Source organism: Alishewanella sp. d11 (assembly GCF_049390205.1).
GTDB lineage: Bacteria > Pseudomonadota > Gammaproteobacteria > Enterobacterales > Alteromonadaceae > Alishewanella.
The window spans coordinates 1,554,378-1,577,015 of record NZ_CP186547.1; the positions used below are offsets into that span (position 1 = coordinate 1,554,378).

At 43.7% G+C, this 22,638-nt stretch carries 24 protein-coding genes; 7 read left to right on the forward strand and 17 right to left on the reverse strand.

Annotation, left to right across the window (positions count from 1 at the left end; all coding sequences use genetic code 11):
- Positions 1–2: 2 nt before the first annotated feature.
- The 12 genes from atpG to mioC all read right to left on the reverse strand — a co-directional run bounded on the left by atpG (position 3) and on the right by mioC (position 10,332).
- On the reverse strand, positions 3–866 hold the full coding sequence (gene atpG / locus ACO1PK_RS06965) for a F0F1 ATP synthase subunit gamma (protein WP_423187950.1): 864 nt from the start codon (positions 864–866) through the stop codon (positions 3–5).
- Between the two features lie 53 nt (positions 867–919).
- Positions 920–2,461 (reverse strand): F0F1 ATP synthase subunit alpha, encoded by a 1,542-nt coding sequence (atpA, locus tag ACO1PK_RS06970; RefSeq protein WP_423187951.1) that lies wholly within the window; start codon positions 2,459–2,461, stop codon positions 920–922.
- 14 nt (positions 2,462–2,475) lie between these two features.
- Entirely contained in the window at positions 2,476–3,009 is a 534-nt protein-coding gene (gene atpH / locus ACO1PK_RS06975; protein WP_423187952.1) for a F0F1 ATP synthase subunit delta, read from the reverse strand.
- Positions 3,010–3,021: 12 nt separating this feature from the next.
- Positions 3,022–3,492 carry a F0F1 ATP synthase subunit B gene (gene atpF, locus ACO1PK_RS06980; protein WP_423187953.1) on the reverse strand — a complete coding sequence of 157 codons (471 nt, stop codon included), beginning with the start codon at positions 3,490–3,492 and terminating at the stop codon, positions 3,022–3,024.
- Between the two features lie 39 nt (positions 3,493–3,531).
- Positions 3,532–3,774, reverse strand: a complete 243-nt coding sequence (atpE, locus tag ACO1PK_RS06985; protein WP_423187954.1) for a F0F1 ATP synthase subunit C — start codon at positions 3,772–3,774, stop codon at positions 3,532–3,534.
- Between the two features lie 43 nt (positions 3,775–3,817).
- Positions 3,818–4,660, reverse strand: a complete 843-nt coding sequence (gene atpB, locus ACO1PK_RS06990) for a F0F1 ATP synthase subunit A (RefSeq protein ID WP_423187955.1) — start codon at positions 4,658–4,660, stop codon at positions 3,818–3,820.
- Between the two features lie 14 nt (positions 4,661–4,674).
- The gene (locus ACO1PK_RS06995) at positions 4,675–5,049 is read right to left on the reverse strand and encodes an ATP synthase subunit I (RefSeq protein ID WP_423187956.1); all 375 of its coding nucleotides are present in this window, start codon (positions 5,047–5,049) and stop codon (positions 4,675–4,677) included.
- Between the two features lie 136 nt (positions 5,050–5,185).
- Positions 5,186–6,055 (reverse strand): ParB/RepB/Spo0J family partition protein, encoded by an 870-nt coding sequence (locus ACO1PK_RS07000; protein WP_423187957.1) that lies wholly within the window; start codon positions 6,053–6,055, stop codon positions 5,186–5,188.
- 25 nt (positions 6,056–6,080) lie between these two features.
- Complete coding sequence (locus tag ACO1PK_RS07005) at positions 6,081–6,875, reverse strand: ParA family protein (RefSeq protein ID WP_423187958.1); 795 nt, start codon at positions 6,873–6,875, stop codon at positions 6,081–6,083.
- 17 nt (positions 6,876–6,892) lie between these two features.
- Positions 6,893–7,519 (reverse strand): 16S rRNA (guanine(527)-N(7))-methyltransferase RsmG, encoded by a 627-nt coding sequence (rsmG, locus tag ACO1PK_RS07010; RefSeq protein ID WP_423187959.1) that lies wholly within the window; start codon positions 7,517–7,519, stop codon positions 6,893–6,895.
- A 9-nt stretch (positions 7,520–7,528) separates the two neighbouring features.
- On the reverse strand, positions 7,529–9,418 hold the full coding sequence (gene mnmG, locus ACO1PK_RS07015) for a tRNA uridine-5-carboxymethylaminomethyl(34) synthesis enzyme MnmG (protein WP_423187960.1): 1,890 nt from the start codon (positions 9,416–9,418) through the stop codon (positions 7,529–7,531).
- Between the two features lie 476 nt (positions 9,419–9,894).
- On the reverse strand, positions 9,895–10,332 hold the full coding sequence (gene mioC / locus ACO1PK_RS07020; RefSeq protein WP_423187961.1) for an FMN-binding protein MioC: 438 nt from the start codon (positions 10,330–10,332) through the stop codon (positions 9,895–9,897).
- A 162-nt stretch (positions 10,333–10,494) separates the two neighbouring features.
- Between mioC and ACO1PK_RS07025 the strand changes: the two genes are divergently transcribed.
- The 4 genes from ACO1PK_RS07025 (at position 10,495) to ACO1PK_RS07040 (ending at position 14,744) form a co-directional block, all read left to right on the forward strand.
- Positions 10,495–12,282, forward strand: a complete 1,788-nt coding sequence (locus tag ACO1PK_RS07025; protein ID WP_423187962.1) for a DEAD/DEAH box helicase — start codon at positions 10,495–10,497, stop codon at positions 12,280–12,282.
- 189 nt (positions 12,283–12,471) lie between these two features.
- On the forward strand, positions 12,472–12,897 hold the full coding sequence (gene trxC / locus ACO1PK_RS07030) for a thioredoxin TrxC (RefSeq protein ID WP_423187963.1): 426 nt from the start codon (positions 12,472–12,474) through the stop codon (positions 12,895–12,897).
- A 94-nt stretch (positions 12,898–12,991) separates the two neighbouring features.
- Positions 12,992–13,483 carry a YbhB/YbcL family Raf kinase inhibitor-like protein gene (locus tag ACO1PK_RS07035; protein WP_423187964.1) on the forward strand — a complete coding sequence of 164 codons (492 nt, stop codon included), beginning with the start codon at positions 12,992–12,994 and terminating at the stop codon, positions 13,481–13,483.
- Positions 13,484–13,565: 82 nt separating this feature from the next.
- Positions 13,566–14,744: a YbfB/YjiJ family MFS transporter gene (locus ACO1PK_RS07040; RefSeq protein ID WP_423187965.1), complete on the forward strand. Its 1,179-nt coding sequence runs from the start codon at positions 13,566–13,568 to the stop codon at positions 14,742–14,744.
- 4 nt (positions 14,745–14,748) lie between these two features.
- Here the strand turns inward: ACO1PK_RS07040 and mnmE are convergent, their stop codons facing one another.
- The 5 genes from mnmE to rpmH form a co-directional block, all read right to left on the reverse strand.
- Complete coding sequence (gene mnmE, locus ACO1PK_RS07045) at positions 14,749–16,113, reverse strand: tRNA uridine-5-carboxymethylaminomethyl(34) synthesis GTPase MnmE (protein WP_423187966.1); 1,365 nt, start codon at positions 16,111–16,113, stop codon at positions 14,749–14,751.
- A 90-nt stretch (positions 16,114–16,203) separates the two neighbouring features.
- The gene (yidC, locus tag ACO1PK_RS07050) at positions 16,204–17,841 is read right to left on the reverse strand and encodes a membrane protein insertase YidC (protein ID WP_423187967.1); all 1,638 of its coding nucleotides are present in this window, start codon (positions 17,839–17,841) and stop codon (positions 16,204–16,206) included.
- A gap of 3 nt (positions 17,842–17,844) precedes the next feature.
- Positions 17,845–18,108, reverse strand: coding sequence for a membrane protein insertion efficiency factor YidD (gene yidD / locus ACO1PK_RS07055; RefSeq protein ID WP_423187968.1), 264 nt, complete (start codon positions 18,106–18,108; stop codon positions 17,845–17,847).
- Positions 18,063–18,431: a ribonuclease P protein component gene (gene rnpA, locus ACO1PK_RS07060; protein ID WP_423187969.1), complete on the reverse strand. Its 369-nt coding sequence runs from the start codon at positions 18,429–18,431 to the stop codon at positions 18,063–18,065. The genes yidD and rnpA overlap by 46 nt, the downstream gene beginning before the upstream one ends.
- 19 nt (positions 18,432–18,450) lie before the next feature.
- Entirely contained in the window at positions 18,451–18,588 is a 138-nt protein-coding gene (gene rpmH / locus ACO1PK_RS07065) for a 50S ribosomal protein L34 (protein WP_008222343.1), read from the reverse strand.
- Positions 18,589–19,027: 439 nt separating this feature from the next.
- Here rpmH and dnaA point away from each other — a divergent pair, with 439 nt between their 5' ends.
- From dnaA to recF, 3 genes are read left to right on the forward strand one after another with little or no spacing between them, the layout of a single operon-like run.
- Entirely contained in the window at positions 19,028–20,395 is a 1,368-nt protein-coding gene (gene dnaA, locus ACO1PK_RS07070; RefSeq protein ID WP_423187970.1) for a chromosomal replication initiator protein DnaA, read from the forward strand.
- 12 nt (positions 20,396–20,407) lie between these two features.
- Positions 20,408–21,511 carry a DNA polymerase III subunit beta gene (dnaN, locus tag ACO1PK_RS07075; protein ID WP_423187971.1) on the forward strand — a complete coding sequence of 368 codons (1,104 nt, stop codon included), beginning with the start codon at positions 20,408–20,410 and terminating at the stop codon, positions 21,509–21,511.
- 24 nt (positions 21,512–21,535) lie between these two features.
- Positions 21,536–22,636, forward strand: a complete 1,101-nt coding sequence (gene recF / locus ACO1PK_RS07080; RefSeq protein WP_423187972.1) for a DNA replication/repair protein RecF — start codon at positions 21,536–21,538, stop codon at positions 22,634–22,636.
- Positions 22,637–22,638: the final 2 nt, after the last annotated feature.

A 22,638-nucleotide genomic window follows, 5' to 3' on the forward strand; every position in this document is an offset into this window, starting at 1 on the left:
CCTTAGCCTACCGCTGCGGCACCCGCGACTATTTCGCTCAGTTCTTGGGTAATAGCAGCCTGACGCGCTTTGTTGTAAACCAACTTCAGTTCATCCATCAGGTTTCCTGCGTTATCGGTGGCGGCTTTCATTGCAACCATACGGGCTGCTTGTTCGCTCGCTAAATTTTCGACAACACCTTGGAAAACTTGAGATTCCATATAGCGATTCATCAACATATCTAGGATAGGTTGTGGATCGGGTTCATATATGTAGTCCCAGTTATGCTTACGCTTCGCGAGGTCTGTTTTAGGTAAAGGTAACAATTGCTCGATCACTGGTTCTTGCTTCATAGTGTTAACAAATTTGTTATACACTAAAAATAAGCGATCAATTCGGCCTTCATCAAATGCATTAAGCATAACTTTTACCGAACCAATCACGTCAGCTAACCTTGGTACGTCACCTGAACCAGCTTGGGCTGCCACAACTTTACCGCCGAAACGCTTAAAGAAGGCAGTCGCTTTATTGCCGATAACGGCAAATTCAGTTGTTACGCCTTGGTCATTCCAACGCTTTAGATCAACAGCAACTTTCTTAAATTCATTGGTATTCAGGCCACCGCAAAGACCACGGTCGGTAGAGATGACAATATAGCCAACCCGTTTTACCTCACGCTCCACTAAATAGGGATGGCGGTATTCCAGGTTACCATTAGCAACGTTACCGATCACTTTGCGCATACCTTCAGCGTATGGGCGAGTTGCAGCCACGCGGTCTTGCGCTTTGCGCATCTTACTAACCGCAACTTTTTCCATAGCACTGGTGATCTTGCGAGTATTATTAATACTCCCAATCTTACTTTTTATCTCTTTACCACCGGCCATGACTGTATCTCCGATTTATTCAACGAATGGGGTGGCTAAGCCACCCGCATTGCTTACCAGGTCTGCGTTGCCTTGAATTTCTCAATAGCGGCTTTAAACGTAGACTCGATTTGATCGTTGTAGTTACCGGTTTTGTCGATATCAGCCATCAGCTCAGCGTGTTCAGCTTTCATGTAAGAAATTAAGCCGGCTTCAAAATCTAGGATTTTGGCTACGTCTACATCTTTCATAAAACCTTTTTCAATAGCGAAAATAGAGATACCCATCTCGGCTACTGACATTGGGCTATATTGTAACTGTTTCATCAGCTCAGTAACTTTTTGACCGTGCTCTAACTGAGCGCGAGTCGCATCGTCAAGGTCAGAAGCAAACTGCGCGAACGCCGCTAATTCTGAGTACTGTGCTAAAGCTAAACGGATACCACCACCCAGCTTTTTAATGATTTTCGTTTGTGCTGCACCACCAACCCGCGATACCGAAATACCGGCGTTAACCGCAGGACGGATACCGGCGTTAAATAAGTCAGTTTCTAAGAAGATCTGACCATCGGTAATCGAAATTACGTTGGTTGGTACGAATGCTGAAACGTCACCCGCTTGCGTTTCGATAATTGGTAAAGCGGTTAACGAACCGGTTTTACCTGTTACCGCACCTTTAGTGTAACGCTCAACATAGTCAGCATTTACACGAGATGCACGCTCTAACAAACGAGAGTGTAAATAGAATACGTCACCTGGGTAAGCTTCACGACCTGGTGGACGACGTAACAATAACGAGATTTGACGGTAAGCAACAGCTTGCTTTGACAAATCATCGTATACGATCAGTGCATCTTCACCGTTGTCACGGAAGTATTCACCCATAGTACAACCAGAGTACGGTGCTAAGAACTGTAAAGCAGCCGCTTCAGACGCTGATGCCACAACCACGATAGTGTGGGCTAAAGCACCATGCTCTTCCAGTTTACGTACTACGTTAGCAATAGTAGAGGCTTTTTGGCCAATGGCTACGTATACGCACTTAACGCCTGTACCTTTCTGGTTGATGATGGCATCGATAGCCAGTGCCGTTTTACCGGTCTGACGGTCACCGATTAATAATTCACGTTGGCCACGGCCGATTGGAATCATTGCATCAACAGATTTGTAACCGGTTTGCATTGGCTGATCTACCGATTGACGGTCGATTACACCAGGGGCAATTTTTTCAACTGGCTCGAAACCAGCAGCTTCTACCGGACCTTTACCATCAATAGGTGCGCCTAAGGTATTAACTACCCGACCTAACAGGCCTGGGCCTACTGGTACTTCAAGGATACGGCCAGTACTTTTAACTTTGGTGCCTTCCGTTAAGTCCGCATACGGACCCATGACTACCGCACCTACTGAGTTACGCTCTAAATTCAGTGCGATTGCATAACGGCTGCCAGGAAGCTCAATCATTTCGCCTTGCATACAGTCTGCTAGGCCATTGATACGAATGATACCGTCAGTTACCTGAACGATAGTACCTTCATTACGAGCTTCGCTGACCACATCAAACTGAGCAATACGTTGTTTGATCAGTTCGGATATTTCAGTGGAATTCAGTTGCATACTCTATTCCCCAATTAGGACTGTAGCGCGGTAACAAGACGATCCAATTTACCTCGGACCGTACCATCAATAACCATGTCACCGGCTTTAATTAACATACCGCTCACGACTGAAGCATCTACACTGCAAAGCAATTTAACTTTGCGATCAAGGCGTTTAGACAACGCCGCAACAAGCTTTTCTTGTTGCGCTGCATTCAATTCAGTGCCAGACGTGACTTCTACAACAGCTTCACGCTCATATTCACTTTTCAGTTCAGTGAATTTTGCAAACACTGCTGGCAAAGCGAGCAATCTCTGATTTTCAGCCATTACATGAATCAGATTGTGGGCAGCACTGTCTAAGTACTCACCACAAATCTGCTTCATAAGTTCAGCTTGAGCTGTTGCGGTAGTGTTGCTACGCAAGAAGGCAATCATGTTAACGTCATTTGCCACTTCCGCTGCAAAGGCTAACATTTGTTGCCAGGCAGCCAGAGCATTCTGTTCAACAGCATACTCAAAGGCCGCCTTTGCATAAGGACGAGCAATATTCGTCATGTCAGACATAGCCCGCTCCTATTACAATTCCTGAACCAATTTTTCCAAAATGTCGCTATGAGCAGCGTCATCAATTTCGCGTTGCAGAATGCGTTCAGCACCTGCTACCGCCAGAGAGGCAACTTGTTTACGTAATTCTTCACGTAAACGGCTACGGTCTGCTTCAACTTCAGCACGAGCTTGTTCAAGAATTTGCTCGCGCTCAGCATTGGCTTTGGCAACCGCTTCATCAATCATTTTGCTTTCACGCTTACGCGCTTGCTCAATAATGGCAGAAGCTTGTTCTTTTGCCTCACGCAGATAATCTTTAGCTTTATCTTGCGCTAAGTGCAGATCTTTTTCTGCACGATCAGTCGCGGCTAAACCATCTGCTATTTTTTTCTGGCGCTCTTCAATCGCTGCATTGATTGGTGGCCACACAAATTTCAGTGTAAACCACACAAATACGGCCATTGCAATCGACTGACCTAATAGGGTTGCGTTAATATCCACAACGAGCCTCCTTAAAAATTACGTTATTGGGGACTCAAATTAACCTACGAACGGGTTTGCGAATAACAGTAATAAGGCAACAGCAACGCCAATCATAGAGATCGCATCGATTAGACCAGCAAGGATGAACATTTTAGTTTGTAATTGTGGAGCCATCTCTGGTTGACGAGCAGATGCTTCCAAAAAGCGGCCACCCATTAAGGCGAAGCCAATTGCAGTACCGATGGCAGCAGTTGACACGATAATGGCTACAGCGAACAGGGTTGCGATTTCAATTGTCATGTTGTATCTCCAAGTTTAATGTTAAAGGTTAAAACAAAAATTATTAATGCTTTTCAGCAGCCATGCTCAGGTAAACGATTGTTAGCATCATAAAAATTAAGGCTTGCAATACGATAACTAAGATATGGAACACAGCCCAAACGAAGTGAAGCGGTAACTGAGCTAAACCAACCAAGGCAATTAATAAGAAAACAACTTCACCAGCATAAAGGTTCCCGAACAAACGTAAACCTAATGAAATTGGCTTAGCCAATAAGGTTACTAACTCTAATACTAAGTTAAAAGGAATTAACGACCAGTGATTAAATGGCGTAAAAGATAATTCTTTGGCAAAACCACCTAAGCCTTTGTAATAGATTGAGTAACCAAGGATTAAAATAAATACGCCTAAAGCTAAACCTAAGGTGATATTCACATCTGTCGTTGGAGCAATTTTCATATAGCTCCATTTATGTGCCATGATCTGCTCTAAAAAGCTAAAATCAGCAGCATATTCAGGTAAACCCGGAGTGTAAAACATCACACCAAAGAAACCCGCGACAACTGGAAACCAATCTACTGGTACAAGTTTCATCAGGTTCATTAAGAATATCCACATAAAGATAGTTAATGCGATAGGTGCAATTAACTTATCTTTTACATGAAAGGTTTCCTTAACGTTTTTACCGACGAACTCAACGATCATCTCTACCAAACATTGGAATTTACCAGGTACACCTGCAGTAGCACGACGGCCAACCCAAGCGAATGAAATAATAAATATCGAACCCAGGATAATTGACCATCCTAATGAACCAACGTTGACGGCCCAAAAGCCTTCACCGATAGTTAAATCACTAAGGTGGTGGTTAATATACCCCTGGACGGAAATGTTGCTATCAGCCATTTTTCATCCTAATTTTAATGTTTAAAAAAAACTGCGGCGGCCCATTGCGCCATGGTTGCTAAGCTAAAGCCAATGATAAAGGCACTGGCAGCAACCTCTTGTTTTAATACAATGACAAACAAGACAATGGTTAATATAAGTTTAAACAAATGCCCTTTTACCAAGGCCATCTTTGCTTGTTGTGCGTTGCTTAGTGCAAATTTGCTAAAGGCAATCAACGCAAAAACTAAATTTGTTACAGCTGCAATAATACCACCTTTTATGGCTGATAAAGCAGCGAGCGCATCACTGGTCAGTGCAAAATAAACAGCCGCTAAAGCCGCAACAACACATTGAAAAAGGACTAGCTTGTAAGCAGCAAGTCTAATTTGTTGCGGTTCTGGTTGCATTACAACTCCAGTTTCACAATTTGCCTTTTAATCAAGGCAAAAAAACTGCCGCAAGTATACTTAAGTTGCCTTGTTTTGCAACAAAAAGCGGTTGCAACTATGGTCTTGTAGCTGATTCGAAAACAGCTCGTATTCTTTATGCTTCACTAAGCTTTAATTTGTCTAAAATACCGTCTAATTCTGACAGGCTACTGTAGTTGATCACTAAGTTACCTTTGCCTTTTTTGTTATAGTCAATCGATACTGGTGCGGCAAAATGTTCTGCTAAACGTTGTTCCAAAGCAGCAACATCAGGGTCTTTCGGCTTTTCCGTTTTAGTTGGTTGAGGTTCTAGTATTTTTCGTACTAAATTCTCTGTATCACGCACAGTGAGTTGTTTTGCTGCTACTAGTCTTGCGGCATCAGATTGGCTAATACCTTCAAGCGCTAACAAAGCTCGAGCATGGCCCATTTCAATATCGCCATGTTCTAATAATAATTTTACGTCATCATTTAGCTGATTTAGCCTTAGCAAGTTACTTACACTGGCTCTTGATTTACCGACAGCATCAGCAACTTGTTGATGAGTTAATTCAAATTCTGACAGTAATCTTTGTAGAGCAACAGCTTCTTCCATAGCGTTTAAGTCTTCACGCTGGATGTTTTCGATAAGCGCAATAGCAACGGCCGCTTCATCGGGTACATTTTTAATCAAGCAAGGTACTTCTGCCAGTTGCGCTAACTGCGCAGCGCGCCAGCGTCGTTCGCCAGCAATAATTTCAAAACTATTTTCTGCAAGTGAACGCACCACTATAGGTTGGATAACGCCTTGAGCTTTTATAGAATTCGCTAAATCTTCCAAAGCGTCTTGTGACATATCTTTGCGTGGCTGGTATTTCCCAGGTTTCAGAAATTCAACAGGGATAGTTTGCAGCTCTGATGCCTGAACAGAGGTTGTGTGAGCGGGTTTACTTGCTGTTAGCAGAGCATCAAGCCCTCTACCTAAGCCACGTTTTTTTAAAGACATGCTTACTCAAATTCCTTTACTTGTTTTACTGAGCTAGGGTAGCGTTATTTGCTTTTTTTTCAGAGCGTCGTAACATTTCGCCTGCTAAGGCTAAATAGGCTTTAGCACCGCTAGAGCTTTTGTCATAGTACATTACGGGTGTGCCGAAACTGGGAGCTTCTGCTAAGCGCACATTTCGTGGTATCACAGCACGATAAACTTTATCGCCAAAATGTTGTTTCAGCTGTTCTGAAACATCGTTCGCTAAACGATTACGAGGATCGTACATCGTCCGCAGTACCCCTTCGATCTTAAGATCAGCGTTAACCACCGCAGCTAATTTGTTAATAGTATCAACTAAAGCGGTAAGGCCTTCTAACGCAAAATACTCGCATTGCATGGGGACTAAAACGCTATCTGCGGCAGCCATAGCATTAACTGTTAACATATTTAACGAAGGAGGGCAGTCGATAAAAATAAAATCGTAGCTGCTTTTGTAAGCTTTCAGCGCATTACGCAAGCGAAGTTCACGTGCGAATACATCCATCAGCCTGACTTCAGCAGCCGTGACATCTGAGTTAGCCCCAATTAAGTGATAACCGCCGGCAGTTTCTTTGACAACGACTTCAGAAAGCGGTTTTTCATCAACTAACAGATCATAAGCGCTGGCAGCGAGTTCATACTTATCTACACCGCTGCCCATAGTCGCATTACCTTGCGGATCCAGATCGATTAATAACACCTTGCGTTTGGTTGCAGCCATCGAGGCTGCTAAATTCACCGCTGTTGTAGTTTTACCTACACCGCCTTTTTGGTTAGCTATTGCGATGATTTTACCCACGGGATCCCTCTTAGTGATTATACTTTTGCCAAAATAACCAAATGACGCTGCGCGTCTAGCTCTGGAACTTTCAACTGTTGAATAGCAGTTACTTTAACAAAATCCGGCAAAGCTGCAATTTCTTCTTGCACAGCAGCCCCTTTCATGGCGAAAAACTGGCCATTTAACGCGGGTAAGTGCTTACACCAGTTCAGCATATCATTAAGTGAAGCAAAAGCCCGACTAATTACACCATCATATCCTGCGATTGGCTGGTGTTCTTCGACTCGGCTTTGTATAGGGGTAATATTGTTTAAACCTAGCTGCAGTTTTACCTGATTTAAAAAGCGAATGCGTTTGCCTAGACTATCCAGCAAGGTGAAGTGTTTTTCAGGATAATAAATAGCCAGTAGTACGCCTGGTAAACCAGGGCCTGTACCGACATCAATAAAGTTGTTACCTGTTAGGTGAGGTGCAACAACTAAGCTGTCTAGGATGTGCTTAATCAGCATTTCCTGCGGATCGCGCACTGAGGTTAAATTATAAGCACTGTTCCACTTATCCAGTAAATTAACATAAGTCACACATTGCTGCAGTTGTGTCTCTGTTAGTTCTAGTGACGTTTGCGCGATAAGCTCGCGCAAACGAGATAACAAATCTGGCATAGAGATCCTTTAAGCGCTTTTACGCAACAAGCCTTGTTTTTTCAGATAAACCAAGAGTAACGAGATAGCAGCAGGGGTAATACCTGAGATCCTTGAGGCTTGTCCAACAGTTTCTGGCTGTGTCTGGTTTAATTTTACGACGACTTCGTTTGATAACCCTTTTACTTGGCTATAATCAAATTTAGTTGGCAATTTAGTCGCTTCGTTTCGTTGCTGCTTAGCAATTTCATCTTGTTGACGATTGATATACCCTTCGTATTTGATTTGGATCTCAACTTGTTCAGCCGCTACAGGATCCATTAAACCCGGTCCAAGATCTTCTATTTTAAATAAATCTGCATAAGTCATTTCTGGTCTGCGGATCAATTCTTCTAAACTGGCTTCACGACTTAACGGCGTTTTTAATAACGAATTTACCTGCATTAATGCCGCGTGTTGTGGGTGGATCCAAGTTTGTTGTAAACGTTGTCTTTCGCGCTCAATAAGTTCCATTTTTTCATTAAAGGTTGCCCAACGGATATCATCAACCAAGCCAAATTCGCGACCTTTTGTTGTTAAGCGTGCATCAGCATTATCTTCACGCAGCATTAAGCGGTATTCCGCTCTACTGGTAAACATACGGTAGGGTTCTTTGGTGCCTAACGTAGTTAAATCATCCACTAACACACCCAGATAAGCTTGATCGCGGCTTGGAGACCAGCCTTCCTTTTCCTGCGCGTATAACGCTGCGTTCAAGCCAGCGAGTAAACCTTGGGCGCCAGCTTCTTCATAGCCAGTTGTGCCATTGATCTGGCCTGCAAAAAATAGCCCTTTAATAAATTTTGTCTCGAGAGTCGCTTTCAGATCTCTAGGATCAAAGAAATCATATTCTATGGCATAGCCTGGTCTGGTTATGTACGCATTTTCCATACCTTTGATTGAACGAACAATGCTAAGTTGCACATCAAAAGGTAAGCTGGTTGAGATGCCATTCGGATAAAGCTCGTGCGTTGTTAAGCCTTCAGGTTCGATAAAGATCTGATGTTTATCTTTGTCTGCGAAACGCATGATCTTATCTTCAATCGAAGGGCAATATCTTGGTCCTATGCCTTCGATCACGCCTGTATACATGGGTGAGCGATCTAAGTTATTACGGATCACATCGTGCGTTTTTTCGTTGGTATAGGTGATATAGCAAGGGATCTGCGTTGGATGATCGCTGTGTTTTCCTAGAAAAGAAAACACGGGTGTTGGAGTATCACCTGGCTGAGCTTGCATTACTGAGAAATCTACTGTTCTTGCATCAATACGTGGTGGCGTACCTGTTTTTAAGCGATCAACGCGAAAGGGCAACTCACGTAAGCGTTTTGCTAAGGCGATAGAAGGTGGATCGCCTGCTCGGCCACCTGAAAATTGTTCCAGACCAATGTGGATCTGGCCGCCAAGAAAAGTTCCAACGGTAAGCACTACGCTTTTGCTGCGGAATTTTAAGCCCATTTGGGTAACGACACCCTTTACCTGATCTTGTTCTACAATAAGATCATCGCATGCTTGTTGAAAGATCTTTAGATTCGGTTGGTTTTCAAGGATGTGTCTGATCGCAGCGCGATAAAGTTGTCTGTCTGCTTGTGCTCTTGTTGCTCGAACAGCAGGGCCTTTTGAACTGTTTAGGGTGCGAAATTGAATACCGCCTTTGTCTGCAGCTATAGCCATTGCACCGCCTAAGGCGTCAATTTCTTTGACTAAGTGACCCTTGCCTATACCACCAATAGCGGGATTACACGACATCTGGCCGAGAGTTTCGATGTTGTGTGTTAATAATAATGTATTTTGACCTGCTCTTGCTGCAGCTAATGCGGCTTCCGTTCCAGCATGACCTCCACCCACTACGATCACATCAAAATTTTCTTGAAACAGCATTATTGCCTCGAGTCAGTTACAAAGTTAAACAGGGTGCATATTGTAGCTTGATCTTGCTTCGAGTGAAATGCCTAACACTGATCAGGATCGTGCTTAATATATATAGGATCTTTTTAAGATCTTTTCTGTTATTACTTCTATTACTGAGGCTATTTTGCGTGGATAAGCCATTTTAGTAATTGAGGATCAATTAATTACGACAGATCAGATCCTGTGATCAACCTTGGATCTGATCGCGTTTAACAGGTGTGTAAGATCCGAATTTATACACAGAGGCTGCCGGATTTATTTTTACAAATAGGATAAATACAGGTTAAACACCGTAAAAAGCTGCACTTATCCACATTCCTTTTAGTTAAATCAAAATATTGTGTGTAAATTGAGGATAACAAGATCATAAGATCCTGTAGCGCTGTATTTGCTTGTGTTCGCCGGATCGTTAACGATGATCCGGCTTGATCTTATCCCCATGCTGTTTAGGATAAGCTGTGTATAAATTGAGGTAGCCAGGCTAAGGCTAAATCTTCAGGGAGCTCTGTTGCCAGTACATCAATATCGAGTCCAGGTAATAGCGGTTTTGCCCCTTTTTCAGCTAATAAAGCAGCTATTTTTTTACCTGCTAAACAAAAAGTATCGTAACTGGAATCACCTAAAGTGATCACTGCGTAAGAAAGTGTGGTAAGATAGCTGCGATCTTGTGCTAATTGATCCGCAAAGGGTTGAATATTATCAGGCAGATCTCCTGCGCCATAGGTGGATGTAATCACTAACCAGATATTATTTTGGTTTAGCTGATTGAGTTTGGGTTTCAGATGAATGTTAACTTCATAACCCGCTTGTACCAGTGCTTCAGCAACTTGTTCTGCCACATATTCCGCTGCGCCCATTTGGCTGCCGACGAGGATTTCGATCATTTTTGCCTCTCGCTTGTTAAATGATTGGCTATACTACTGGAATAAAATTGAATAAGGCTATTTAAACTTATTCGATTTCGCGTTTTTACTGCTTTGCAGGCATAGTAAAAACGACAATTGCACTACCACTGCGCCTGCGTGTTATTGAGGTTTAAACAACGTATGTCTGACACTGTGTCATTTTCCCAGCTAATGCTGCCTGAAGCTATTGTTCGTGCTGTTACTGAACTTGGCTATGAATCGCCGTCGCCTATTCAAGCCGCGGCTATCCCTAAACTATTAGCTGGCGAAGATGTATTAGGCCAGGCGCAAACAGGTACTGGTAAAACCGGTGCTTTCGCGCTACCGTTATTAGCACGGCTTGATCCAGCTCAAAACGATCCACAAATTTTAGTTTTAGCGCCCACTCGTGAATTAGCGATTCAGGTTGCTGAAGCTTTTCAAGCTTATGCTCGTTATATGCCAGCATTTCATGTCCTGCCTTTATACGGTGGTCAGAGCTATACCAACCAGCTGAAATCGTTAAAACGTGGTTCGCAGGTGATTGTAGGTACGCCAGGTCGTATTCTTGATCACTTAGAGCGAGGCACCTTAAAGCTTGATAAGCTGCGCGCCATCGTACTGGATGAAGCCGATGAAATGTTGCGTATGGGCTTTATTGATGATGTGCAAACCATTATGGATGCTACGCCACCAGGCCGTCAGGTGGCGATGTTCTCTGCAACTATGCCAGCACCGATCCGTGCTATAGCGCAGAAGCATTTAAAAAATGCTGAAGAAATTAAAATTGCCTCTAAAACCAGTACCGTTGAGCGTATTACGCAGCGTTATGTGATGTTAGATGGTAATCAGAAATTAGATGCCTTAACGCGCGTTTTAGAAGGCGAAGAGTACGATGCTAGCATCGTGTTTGTGCGCACGAAAAGTGCCACTGAAGAAATCGCTGAGAAATTGGGTGCCCGTGGTTATGCTGTTGCCTGCTTAAATGGTGATATGAACCAAGCACACCGTGAACAGACCATTCGCCGTATGAAGGCGAGCCAGCTTGATATTATTGTAGCTACGGACGTTGCCGCTCGCGGTTTAGACGTTGAGCGGATCAGTCTGGTCGTGAACTATGATATTCCTTACGATAGCGAAGCTTATGTACACCGTATCGGTCGTACTGGCCGTGCTGGTCGTGAAGGTAAAGCTATTTTATTCGTATCACCACGTGAGCGTCGTTTACTGCGTACTATCGAACATGCGACTAAGCAGCCGATCGAACCTATGAGCCTGCCAACTGGCCAAGTGATTGAACAGCGTCGGATTGAATCGTTCCGTGAGCAATTAGCGCAAACCATTGAAACGCAAAACTTAAGTTTCTTTGAAACGTTAATTACTGATTGGCGTGAAAAGCTGGAAACGACCGATGCCGATCTGGCAGCCGCTTTGTTGTATTTAGCACAAAAAGATCAGCCGTTAAACGTAGCGAAACAATTCCCTGAATTGCGTCAGCCACATGCTCGCGCGGAACGGAATGAGCGTAGTGATCGCGGCAGTGAACGTCGTGATCGACCAGAGCGTGGTGATCGTCCCGCGGGTGATCGGCCTGAGCGTGGTCCTCGTCAACGTCGTGAATTACAAGGTGACTACAATACCTATCGTATTGAAGTCGGTAAAGAGCATGGTGTACGTGCTGGCGATATCGTGGGTGCTATTGCCAATGAAGCCAATATTGATAGCCAGTTTATCGGTAACATCAAATTATTTGATCATTTCAGTACTGTAGAACTGCCGGCGAATATTCCAAATGAAATTTTCCAGCATTTGAAAAAAGTGTATGTTCGTAAGCAGAAACTGAATATTACGGTGGACACGGGTGCAGCTCCGGTTAGCGAACGTCGTCCAGCGGGTCCTGGTCCGCGGCCAGGTGCTGCGCCACGCGCTCCTCGCAAACCGAGAGATTAATGCTGTCCGATCAGCATTTACTGCGTTAAGTTAATCATGTTGTAAAAGCCTCGGATATTCCGAGGCTTTTTTTATAGTTGTTCTGCTGTTTCTTAATAGATGGTGTTTATTGATAAATACTGTTTGTGCCCTTTAAAGTTTCACGAAGATGCCATAGATCCAGCATACTTCAATTAAGAGGAACATCTGATGATTGTTGCTTGCCCACATTGTGCCGGTTTAAATCGGTTACCAGCAGATCGCATGGCCACGACCGCAAATTGTGGTAAATGTAAAAAACCTTTATTTATGGCTACGCCACTCGAATTGACGAGCAGCAACTTCGCTGCGCATGCAGAGAAGGCGGAATTGCCTTTAGTTATTGATTTTTGGGCGAGTTGGTGTGGGCCATGCCGCAGTTTTGCGCCGGTATTCTCGCAAGCGGCCGCTGAATTAGAACCACAGTTTCGTTTTGGCAAAATCGATACTGAGCAGCAACAGCAGTTAGCTGCGCGTTTTGCTATTCGATCAATTCCTACTTTGATGGTAATAAAGCAAGGTAAAGTGTTGGCACAGCAGGCAGGTGCTCTACCAAAAACGCATTTTTATCAATGGTTAAGCACTATTGGCCAGTAAAGATGATGTCATTACTTTAAGCCAAAATCGCGATCTTGATCTGCTATCCTCTGCAGCGTATGGTAATGACAGTATTCTCAATTAGGAGTTAACTATGAGCGCAACACGTTTTGTATTAACCAGCCCAGATATACAAGAAGGGCATTTTATGGCCAAAGCGCATGAATTTGATGGGTTTGGCTGTGACGGCCCAAATATTTCGCCTGCGTTAAATTGGCAACATGCGCCAGAAGGTACCAAAAGTTTTGCGATAACGGTCTTTGATCCTGATGCACCAACGGGATCGGGTTTTTGGCACTGGATAGTGACAGATATTCCTGCAGCCGCAACAGGCTTGGCACAGGGTGCAGGGCAGGGGAACTTGCCGCAAGGTTGCCGGACTTTTACCAATGATTATGGTAGTAAGGCATTTGGTGGCGCCTGTCCACCGGAAGGTCACGGTATGCACCGCTATCAATTTACGGTGTGGGCGTTACCTGAAGAAACGCTGCCCGCTCCTGATGGTGCTAGTGCTGCGGTAGTAGGTTTTATGTTAAATGCCATGGCATTAGGTAAAGCGACGTTAACGGCAACTTATGCTCGCTAGTTGTGGCTACGACTTTAGCCGTATAGCTTAGCCCGCTATTCCAGTTTAAGCTGGGTTTTTCTTGTGGTGACCCAGCTTTATTATGCCAATCTCCGCTAGGTTTAAAGTTTTACTTGCTGGTTTTTTCAGTCAATTGCTCTGCTTAGGTATAGCGCGTTTTGCCTATACGCCTTTGTTACCCTTAATGCAGCAACAAACCGTATTAAATGATGCCAGTGGCGGTTATTTAGCCGCTATAAACTATTTAGGTTATATGGCGGGAGCCTTGCTTGCGGCAAATTTAAATAATTTACGGTTAAAAGACCGTTTATATCGGCTTGGTTTGCTACTTGCTATTGTGAGTACTGCAGGTATGGCTGTGACGGAAAATCTTTATATTTGGTCATTTTGGCGCTTTATGGCAGGGCTGAGTAGTGCGGGTTCGATGTTGATAGCCTCCGGTCTGATTATGCATTGGTTACTCAGCCAGCAACAACGAGCTGAGTTAGGTATTCATTTTGCTGGTTTAGGTTTAGGGATCGCGTTGGCTGCTATTTTAGTCGATGTAATGCTAAAACTGCAGTTCACTTGGGATCGACAATGGCTAGCTTTGGCCGGTTTAGGCGTCTTTCTTGCTCTACCTGCGTGGCTCTGGCTACCTAAACCAAGGCTAACTGCAGTGCAAACGCAAGTTAATACCAAAGACTTACCTATCTCAAAACGCTTTATCCGCTTTATGTTGCTGAGTTATTTTTGCGCCGGTTATGGTTATGTGCTGAGTGCAACCTTTATTGTCACTATTGTTGAGCGTATGCCTGGATTAGGCGGTAGCGGTAATCTTAGCTTTGTTATCATGGGATTAGCAGCTGCACCCGCCGTGTTGCTGTGGGATTTGATTGCTAGGAAAGCGGGTTATCTTAATGCCATTATCTTAGCGCTATTTTTGCAATTAATCGCCATTCTGTTACCACTTGCTATCGCGTCACTTGCCATAGTGTTAATTAGCGCAGCACTTTTCGGCGCCACTTTTATTGGCGTAGTCAGTTTAGTATTAACGATGGCTGGGCGTTTATATCCAGCTAAACCGGCAAAGTTAATGGGAAAAATGACTTTGGCTTATGGCTTTGCCCAAGTTATTGCACCGGCCTTAACCGGTGTTATTGCGGAAAAAACCGGCTCTTTTTCAGCCGGTTTATTGCTGGCGGCGATCTTATTAGGCTGTGCTGTTTTACTACTTTTTTGGTTAAGCCGAACAGACGAAACAGCAAAACAGTTTTCTTAGGTATTTATTTACCAATACAGAATGAGCTAAAAATTCTACCAAGCAAATCATCTGAACTAAACTCGCCGGTAATTTCGTTTAAATGCTGTTGCGTTAAGCGCAATTCTTCAGCAAGGATTTCGCCAGCTATATAGCTTTGCAATTGCTCCTGACCAATAGACAGATGCTCGCTGGCACGATCAAGCGCATCAAGATGGCGGCGGCGTGCTAGGAAGCTACCTTCGGTACTGGCATCAAAGCCAATACAGTGTTTTAAGTGTTCCCTTAGCGCTGCAATACCCTCTCCCGTCTTGGCTGATAAACGATAAACAGGACTGCTAGCGTCTAGATCCGGTGTCATCGGTTCGCCGGTCAAATCGGCTTTATTGCGGATAACGGTGACGCCAAGATTGGCTGGTAAACGGTCGATAAAGTCAGGCCAAATATCATGTGGGTTGGTGGCGTCAGTCGTGGTGCCATCTACCATAAAGAGTACCCGATCAGCTTGGGCGATTTCTTGCCAAGCACGTTCAATACCTATTTGTTCAACTTGATCGGTGGCTTCCCGTAAGCCCGCGGTATCAATTATATGTAGTGGCATGCCATCGATATGAATATGTTCGCGCAAGACGTCACGGGTAGTACCCGCAATATCCGTTACAATAGCCGCTTCACGGCCAGCTAACGCATTCAGTAAACTGGATTTACCGGCATTGGGTCTGCCGGCAATAACGACTTTCATGCCCTCGCGTAGAATACTGCCTTGGGTAGCTTGTTTTTTAACGGTGGCCAAATAATCGATAATGTCGGCTAAATCGGCAGCGACTTTACCATCGGATAAAAAATCGATTTCTTCATCAGGAAAATCAATCGCGGCTTCAACGTACATACGTAAGTGTATGACTTTTTCGACCAATGTATGGATGCGGCGTGAGAACTCGCCCTGTAGTGATTGCATGGCGCATCTAGCTGCTTGTTCGCTACTGGCGTCAATTAAGTCGGCAATGGCTTCGGCTTGCGCGAGATCGAGTTTATCATTTAAAAAAGCCCGTTCAGAGAATTCACCTGGTCTGGCAATTCGCACCTTAGGTAGCGCCAGCACTTGCTTTAACAACATATCCAATAGGACTGGTCCACCGTGTCCTTGTAGTTCTAACACGTCTTCGCCCGTAAAAGAATTGGGGCCAGGAAAGAACAGCGCAATACCTTGGTCGAGTACCTGCTTATCCGCAGCGTAAAAGGGCAGGTATTCAGCGTTACGCGCTTTAGGTAGCTTATGTAAAATAGCCTCTGCCACAGCCTTTGTTGCTGGGCCAGATATGCGGATAATACCGACACCGGCGCGGCCGGGTGCGGTTGCTAGAGCGGCAATGGTGTCAGTATTAAACATAGAAACCTCAATAGTGAAAAGCTTTGAAGCAAAAAGCCTGCTGCGCGAGGCAAACAGGCTTAGTGTTTTGGATATTAATTAAATCTTGTATCAGGCTTTGCGAGTATGCAAACCTTTTTTCTCCATACCGCGGTAGATATAGAGCATTTGTGCTATTGAGATCAAGTTACTGACTAACCAGTACAGCACCAAACCACTTGGGAACCATAGGAAGAATACCGAGAATGCGACTGGCATCCACATCATCAATTTTTGCTGTAGCGGATCGGTAACTTGCATAGGTGTCAGTTTCTGCATCAAGAACATGCTGATACCGAATAACACGGGCAGAACGTAGTAGGGGTCTTGTGCCGATAAATCGGTGATCCACAGCATAAAGGGCGCATGACGTAATTCAACGCTTTCTACGAAGACCCAGTAAAGTGCAAGGAAAATTGGCATCTGGATCAGCATCGGTAAGCAGCCACCCATAGGGTTAACTTTTTCTTTGCGATACAGCTCCATCATGGCAGGACCCATTTTTTGACGGTCATCTTTGTAGCGCGCTTGCAGCTCTTCAATTTTCGGCTTTAGGTTACGCATTTTTGCCATCGATTCGTATTGAATTTTGGTTAGCGGGAACATAACGCCTTTAACAATTAAGGTGATACAGATGATAGCCAGACCCCAGTTTGAGACAAAGGATTGGATAAGGGTCAGTAACCAGAATAAGAATTGCGAAATAAACCACAGGAAGCCATAGTCTACGGTTAAATCTAAGCCATTCGCCAATTCAGCCAGCCGGTCTTGAATTTTTGGCCCGGCGTAGAAAGTTGAACCTAAGGTCGCGCTTTGGCCTGGATCAATATCTACTACAGGGCCCAGTGAGCCAATAACGCCTTTGTTACCACCAGTGATGCGGCTATACAGTTGGTTATTTGCTTGCTGATCAGGGATCCACGCTGAAACAAAGTAGTGCTCTAACATCGCAACCCAGCCAGCTTGCGTGCTGACATTTAGATTGTTTTTCTGCATATCGCTAAAGTCATACTTTTTGTAGCGTTCTTCACTGCTACCAAAAGCTGCGCCGCGGTAGATAGGCATAAACATACTGCCGCTTTCACCATTATCGATATTTTGACGTAAATGCTGGAAAGGTTGTACCGTTTTTACTTCACCGCTGTTATTAAGAACAAAATATTCTACCCGGACATCATATCTTCCAGCGGTAAAGGTAAAGCGTTTCTCAATTTCTAGGCCATTGTGCTCTAAACGCAAAGGTACGGTAAGTGTTTCTGCGCTGCCTAAGCGAAATTCAGTATTGGCAACTTGGTATAATGGACGCTCGTTACGATCTGGACCATCACGTGCAATCAAACCAGATTGCGCCACATACTCGAAACCTGGCAGCTGACGCATTAATACGTAAGGGTCAGCGCTATCTTTTGTCAGAGCGTATTGTGGTAGCTTTAAGCTAACAATATCACCGCCACGGGTATCGATTTCCAATTCAAGCGTATCAGTGATGATTTTGACACGTTGGCTATTGGTGGCTGCGACTTGGATTGCTGTGGCTTCTGGGCTTTCCAGTTGCAAAGAAGCCATGCCTCCCTCAGCTGTCAGGGCAGATTGCGCTGTTTGGGGTGTAGCTACCGCTGGTTGCGGGCCATAATCTTTTTGCCATTCCTGCCAGAGGAAAAAACTGACGATTGCCAGGGCAATTATTAAAAAACTGCGTTGTGAATCCATGGGTTAGCTTTTCTCATTATGCTTTTCAGGAACGGGATCTTCACCACCAGGGTGAAACGGATGACATTTTAATATGCGTTTGCCAGCTAACCAAGCCCCTTTTACTGCACCAAAGCGGTTAATTGCCGAAATAGTGTAGTTTGAGCAAGTAGGATGGAAACGGCAGCGCGGACCCAGCAATGGGCTAATTAACATTTGATATGCACGAACAAGTCCGAGCATTAACCAGATGATAAAGCGGTGTACTGGCGAGCGATTTTCTGCCATAGCCGTTCCAGTTGTTTCAGTAATTCATCATTTGGGGTATTACTAATATCCCCTTTTACCATGAGTACCAGATCCACACCTGGAAGCTGATGCTGATGCAAACGAAAGCTGTCACGCACACAACGTTTAATACGATTGCGTTGCACGGCTAATTTAACACGTTTTTTGGCGATAGTAAGGCCAATTCGTGGATGAGTTAACTGATTTGGTTTTGCCAGGATGGTAAAAAGGGGGGAAGCGACCCGAAACGGGTTTTGAAATACGTTATCAAACTGACTGGGAGTTAACAGTCTTAACTCCCGGCCGAATCTGAAGCTGACCACGCAGCGTTTAACCGCCAGCTTAGGCAGTTAAACGTTTGCGGCCTTTAGCACGACGACGTGCTAATACCTGACGACCGTTTTTAGTGGCCATACGGGCACGGAAACCGTGGTTACGCTTGCGCTTTAATACGCTGGGTTGAAACGTTCTTTTACTCATAATTTCATCCGTCCGGTCGAAATATTTACTAAGGTTACCTGTGTTTTAGCAAATATACCAAAACGCAGCTGACAAAAATGAGCGCGAATTTTAAGTAGTTCAGGCCTTAAAGTCAATGCGATCCTTGCTTTAATTATGATCCATTCAAGGGTTATCCGGATAATTCTTAGAGTTTTCCACAGCTTCACAGATCTTTTGCGAATAAATTGTGAGTTACTTTTTTTTAAGCCAGATTTAGAGGTCTTTTTTGTTCAGTATTCTGAAATGGAATAAACGATATTAATTCATTTAAAACATGCACTTGAATAGTTATTTTAGAAAAAAAGCATTTTTTTAAAAAGTCAATCTTGCAGTTGTGGATAAGATAGTACGATAATGCCTCTTTGGTATTTCACACCAGCCTTAAATTTAACCAATAACTCAGGCTTCAGGAGATTAGGTGTACCAGTCCGTTTGGCAAAATTGTCTGCAAGCTTTGCAGGCTGAACTTCCCGCTCAACATTTTAGTATGTGGATCCGGCCACTACAGGCCGATAGCTCAGCCGATGCTTTGACGCTCTATGCGCCAAATCGTTTTGTGCTGGATTGGGTGCGTGAAAAATATTTAAATCGGATCCTTGAGCTGATCCGAGAATATTGTGGCGACAATGCGCCTCGCTTACGCTTTGATGTGGGTACTAGTCAACAATCGATAGCTAGTTCAGCTAGTTTCCAGCTAAATCCGAAACCGACTCAAGTAGCAGCGTTAGCCCAAGAAGTACCAGAGCCTGCTCCGAAAAGCATAGTACGCTCAAACGTAAGAGCGAATTATACCTTTACTAATTTTGTTGAAGGTAAATCTAACCAGTTAGCACGTGCTGCGGCATCACAGGTTGCCGATAATCCAGGTACCGCTTATAACCCTCTGTTTATTTATGGTGGTACAGGTTTGGGTAAAACCCACCTGTTACATGCGGTTGGTAATGGTATTCTTGCTAAAAAGCCAGATGCAAAAGTTATTTATATGCACTCTGAACGCTTTGTGCAAGATATGGTAAAAGCTTTACAAAACAATGCGATAGAAGAGTTTAAGCGCTATTACCGTTCCGTGGATGCTTTGTTAATTGACGATATCCAGTTTTTTGCCAACAAAGAGCGCTCGCAGGAAGAGTTTTTTCATACTTTTAATGCCTTGCTTGAAGGTAACCAACAGATCATCTTAACCAGCGATCGTTATCCAAAAGAAATTGATGGCGTGGAAGATCGTCTAAAATCGCGTTTTGGTTGGGGTTTAACTATTGCGATCGAACCGCCAGAGTTGGAAACTCGAGTAGCGATCCTGATGCGTAAGGCACAAGAGAACCAGATCCGCTTACCGGAAGAAGTCGCATTTTTTGTGGCTAAACGTCTTCGTTCTAATGTGCGAGAGTTAGAGGGGGCGTTAAACCGAGTGATTGCCAATGCTAACTTTACCGGTCGTCCCATTACAATTGATTTTGTAAGAGAAGCCTTACGCGATTTACTCGCGTTACAAGATAAGTTAGTCACTATTGAAAATATTCAAAAAACGGTAGCGGAGTATTACAAGATCCGGGTTGCCGATCTTTTATCAAAACGACGTTCTCGTTCAGTCGCCCGACCTAGGCAAATGGCCATGGCCCTGGCAAAAGAGTTAACCAATCATAGTTTGCCAGAAATTGGCGATGCTTTTGGTGGTCGCGATCACACAACTGTGCTGCACGCTTGTAGAAAGATTGAGTCCCTAAAAGAAGAAACTCATGAAATCAAAGAAGATTTCCAAAATCTTATTCGTACTTTGTCGTCTTAACAGGGTTTTGTTATGCAATTTGTGATTAACCGTGACGCCTTACTTAAACCATTACAAATGGTCTCTGGAGCTATCGAAAGGCGGCATAATTTGCCAATTTTATCCAATGTCTTACTTGATGTGAGTGAACATACTTTATCGCTGACAGGAACTGATCTTGAGGTAGAGTTAGTCGCAAGTACGGCACAATTGGTGATACATACCCCAGGACGTATAACGGTTCCTGCAAAAAAGCTGTTGGATATTTGTCGCAGCTTACCAGAGAGCAGTGATATAGCGGTGCAGCTGCAAGGAGAGAGTTGTGTACTTTCTTGTGGTAAAACCAAATTTACATTATCAACGCTTAATGCGGCAGAGTACCCTAATTTAGAAAGCTGGCAAGGCGAGGTCGAACTTACTTTGAGCCGCCAGCAATTGCGTAAGCTATTAGATGATACCGCTTTCTCTATGGCTAACCAGGATGTGCGCTACTATTTAAACGGCTTGTTATTTGAAGTAGATAATGGCACCTTAACTGCTGTTGCAACGGATGGCCATCGTCTTGCTATGAGTACTTTACCTTTACCCGCCGTTGCTGGACAGCAAAAGCAAATTATAATCCCGCGTAAAGGGGTTTTAGAGATAATGCGATTGTTGGCAAATGATGAGCAATTAGTTACCTTGAGTTTAGGTCAAAATCATATTCGTTTGATTGACAGTAGCTTCAGTTTTAGTAGTAAATTAATTGATGGTCGTTTTCCAGATTATCGCAGAGTTTTGCCTCGTAATAGCACAAAGTTAGTAACAGCACACCGTTCGGTATTAAAAGATGCTTGTACCCGTGCATCTATTTTATCAAATGAAAAATACCGTGGGGTACGTTTCACGTTGAGCTCTGCTGAATTGCAAATTGTGGCAAACAATCCTGAGCATGAGCAAGCTGAAGAAGTTATCGAAGTAGAGTATCAAGGTGATAACCTCGAGATTGGCTTTAATGTCGGTTACTTATTAGATGTGTTAAACACGCTAAATACGGATTTGGTTATCTTACATTTAAACGATAGTAACTCAAGTGCGCTACTAGAAGGTGTAGGTAATCAAGGTGCGGCTTACGTTGTAATGCCTATGCGTTTATAGTGCTTAATCTAAGCTGTTGTTAACATGTCGCTTGTCTCACTGCAGTTAAAGCAGTTTCGTAATTTCTCGGAACTGCAATTTCAGGCTAATGCCGCTTTTAATTTAATTGTTGGTGAAAACGGCAGTGGCAAAACCAGCTTATTGGAAGCAATATATTATTTAGCCCATGGGCGCTCGTTTCGCACTAATAAACATCAGCGGCTAATTCAATATGAGCATGAAAGTTTTGTGCTTCACGCCAAACTTAAGCATGCCGATCAAACTTATAGTATAGGTTTACAACGAGATAGCCAAGCTGAGTTATTATTGCGCTTAAATGCCTCGAGTAATTGCAAGTTAGCAGATTTTGCGGCTTTATTACCTGTACAGTTAATGACACCCGATAGTTTTCGTTTATTTTTTGGTGGTCCAAAAGAACGACGGCAATTTTTTGATATGGGTGTGTTCCACGTGGAACAACGTTTTTATCCTATTTGGCAGCAGTTTAGTCGGGTACTAAAGCAACGTAATGCATTGTTAAAGCAAAGCAGGCGTTATGATCAACAATTTGAATTTTGGGATCAGCAATTCGTTGCGCTGGCTTGGCAACTGCAATCTTTAAGACAAGCTTATGTTGAGCAACTAAATACCGCGTATAGTGAACTGACCTCAGATAATAATTTACTTGCTGACATTAGTATTCAACTGCAAGCCGGCTGGCCTGATAAAGTGCAGCAGCCTGAAGAACTATTGGTTTTTCTTGAACAAAATTTTCAACAAGACTTACGGCAAGGTTTTACCTTGTACGGTCCACAAAAGGCCGATCTGAAATTACGCAAACTAGGTTTAACTGTTGAAGAAGTATTATCCCGTGGGCAGCTAAAAGTGTTATTATTTGCGCTTAAAGTTGCACAAAATAATGTTATCGGTTGTAGTGGTAAAAAGCTACCACTGCTGCTTATTGATGATTTAGCATCTGAGTTAGATGCGGGTTCTACCCAAACGGTTTTTAATTATTTAACTAATATTAATTCGCAGGTTTTTATAACTGCCATTAATGCTGATCAGGTTTCACCTTATATACCGGCGGCAAGCCGGCAAATGTTTCACGTGGAACACGGTCAGATAACAAGCACGGACAGATAAAG

Bases quoted from the DNA above. Each gene is read 5' to 3' on its own strand.
- ACO1PK_RS07040 (WP_423187965.1), top strand. From the start codon at position 13,566: ATGCCAATCTCCGCTAGGTTTAAAGTTTTACTTGCTGGTTTTTTCAGT.
- dnaN (WP_423187971.1), top strand. From the start codon at position 20,408: ATGCAATTTGTGATTAACCGTGACGCCTTACTTAAACCATTACAAATG.
- yidD (WP_423187968.1), bottom strand. From the start codon at position 18,108: ATGGCAGAAAATCGCTCGCCAGTACACCGCTTTATCATCTGGTTAATG.
- ACO1PK_RS07000 (WP_423187957.1), bottom strand. From the start codon at position 6,055: ATGTCTTTAAAAAAACGTGGCTTAGGTAGAGGGCTTGATGCTCTGCTA.
- ACO1PK_RS07035 (WP_423187964.1), top strand. From the start codon at position 12,992: ATGAGCGCAACACGTTTTGTATTAACCAGCCCAGATATACAAGAAGGG.
- rsmG (WP_423187959.1), bottom strand. From the start codon at position 7,519: ATGCCAGATTTGTTATCTCGTTTGCGCGAGCTTATCGCGCAAACGTCA.
- atpA (WP_423187951.1), bottom strand. From the start codon at position 2,461: ATGCAACTGAATTCCACTGAAATATCCGAACTGATCAAACAACGTATT.
- atpH (WP_423187952.1), bottom strand. From the start codon at position 3,009: ATGTCTGACATGACGAATATTGCTCGTCCTTATGCAAAGGCGGCCTTT.
- recF (WP_423187972.1), top strand. From the start codon at position 21,536: ATGTCGCTTGTCTCACTGCAGTTAAAGCAGTTTCGTAATTTCTCGGAA.
- atpB (WP_423187955.1), bottom strand. From the start codon at position 4,660: ATGGCTGATAGCAACATTTCCGTCCAGGGGTATATTAACCACCACCTT.
- atpE (WP_423187954.1), bottom strand. From the start codon at position 3,774: ATGACAATTGAAATCGCAACCCTGTTCGCTGTAGCCATTATCGTGTCA.
- yidC (WP_423187967.1), bottom strand. From the start codon at position 17,841: ATGGATTCACAACGCAGTTTTTTAATAATTGCCCTGGCAATCGTCAGT.
- mnmE (WP_423187966.1), bottom strand. From the start codon at position 16,113: ATGTTTAATACTGACACCATTGCCGCTCTAGCAACCGCACCCGGCCGC.
- mnmG (WP_423187960.1), bottom strand. From the start codon at position 9,418: ATGCTGTTTCAAGAAAATTTTGATGTGATCGTAGTGGGTGGAGGTCAT.
- rpmH (WP_008222343.1), bottom strand. From the start codon at position 18,588: ATGAGTAAAAGAACGTTTCAACCCAGCGTATTAAAGCGCAAGCGTAAC.
- ACO1PK_RS06995 (WP_423187956.1), bottom strand. From the start codon at position 5,049: ATGCAACCAGAACCGCAACAAATTAGACTTGCTGCTTACAAGCTAGTC.
- mioC (WP_423187961.1), bottom strand. From the start codon at position 10,332: ATGATCGAAATCCTCGTCGGCAGCCAAATGGGCGCAGCGGAATATGTG.
- ACO1PK_RS07025 (WP_423187962.1), top strand. From the start codon at position 10,495: ATGTCTGACACTGTGTCATTTTCCCAGCTAATGCTGCCTGAAGCTATT.
- atpG (WP_423187950.1), bottom strand. From the start codon at position 866: ATGGCCGGTGGTAAAGAGATAAAAAGTAAGATTGGGAGTATTAATAAT.
- trxC (WP_423187963.1), top strand. From the start codon at position 12,472: ATGATTGTTGCTTGCCCACATTGTGCCGGTTTAAATCGGTTACCAGCA.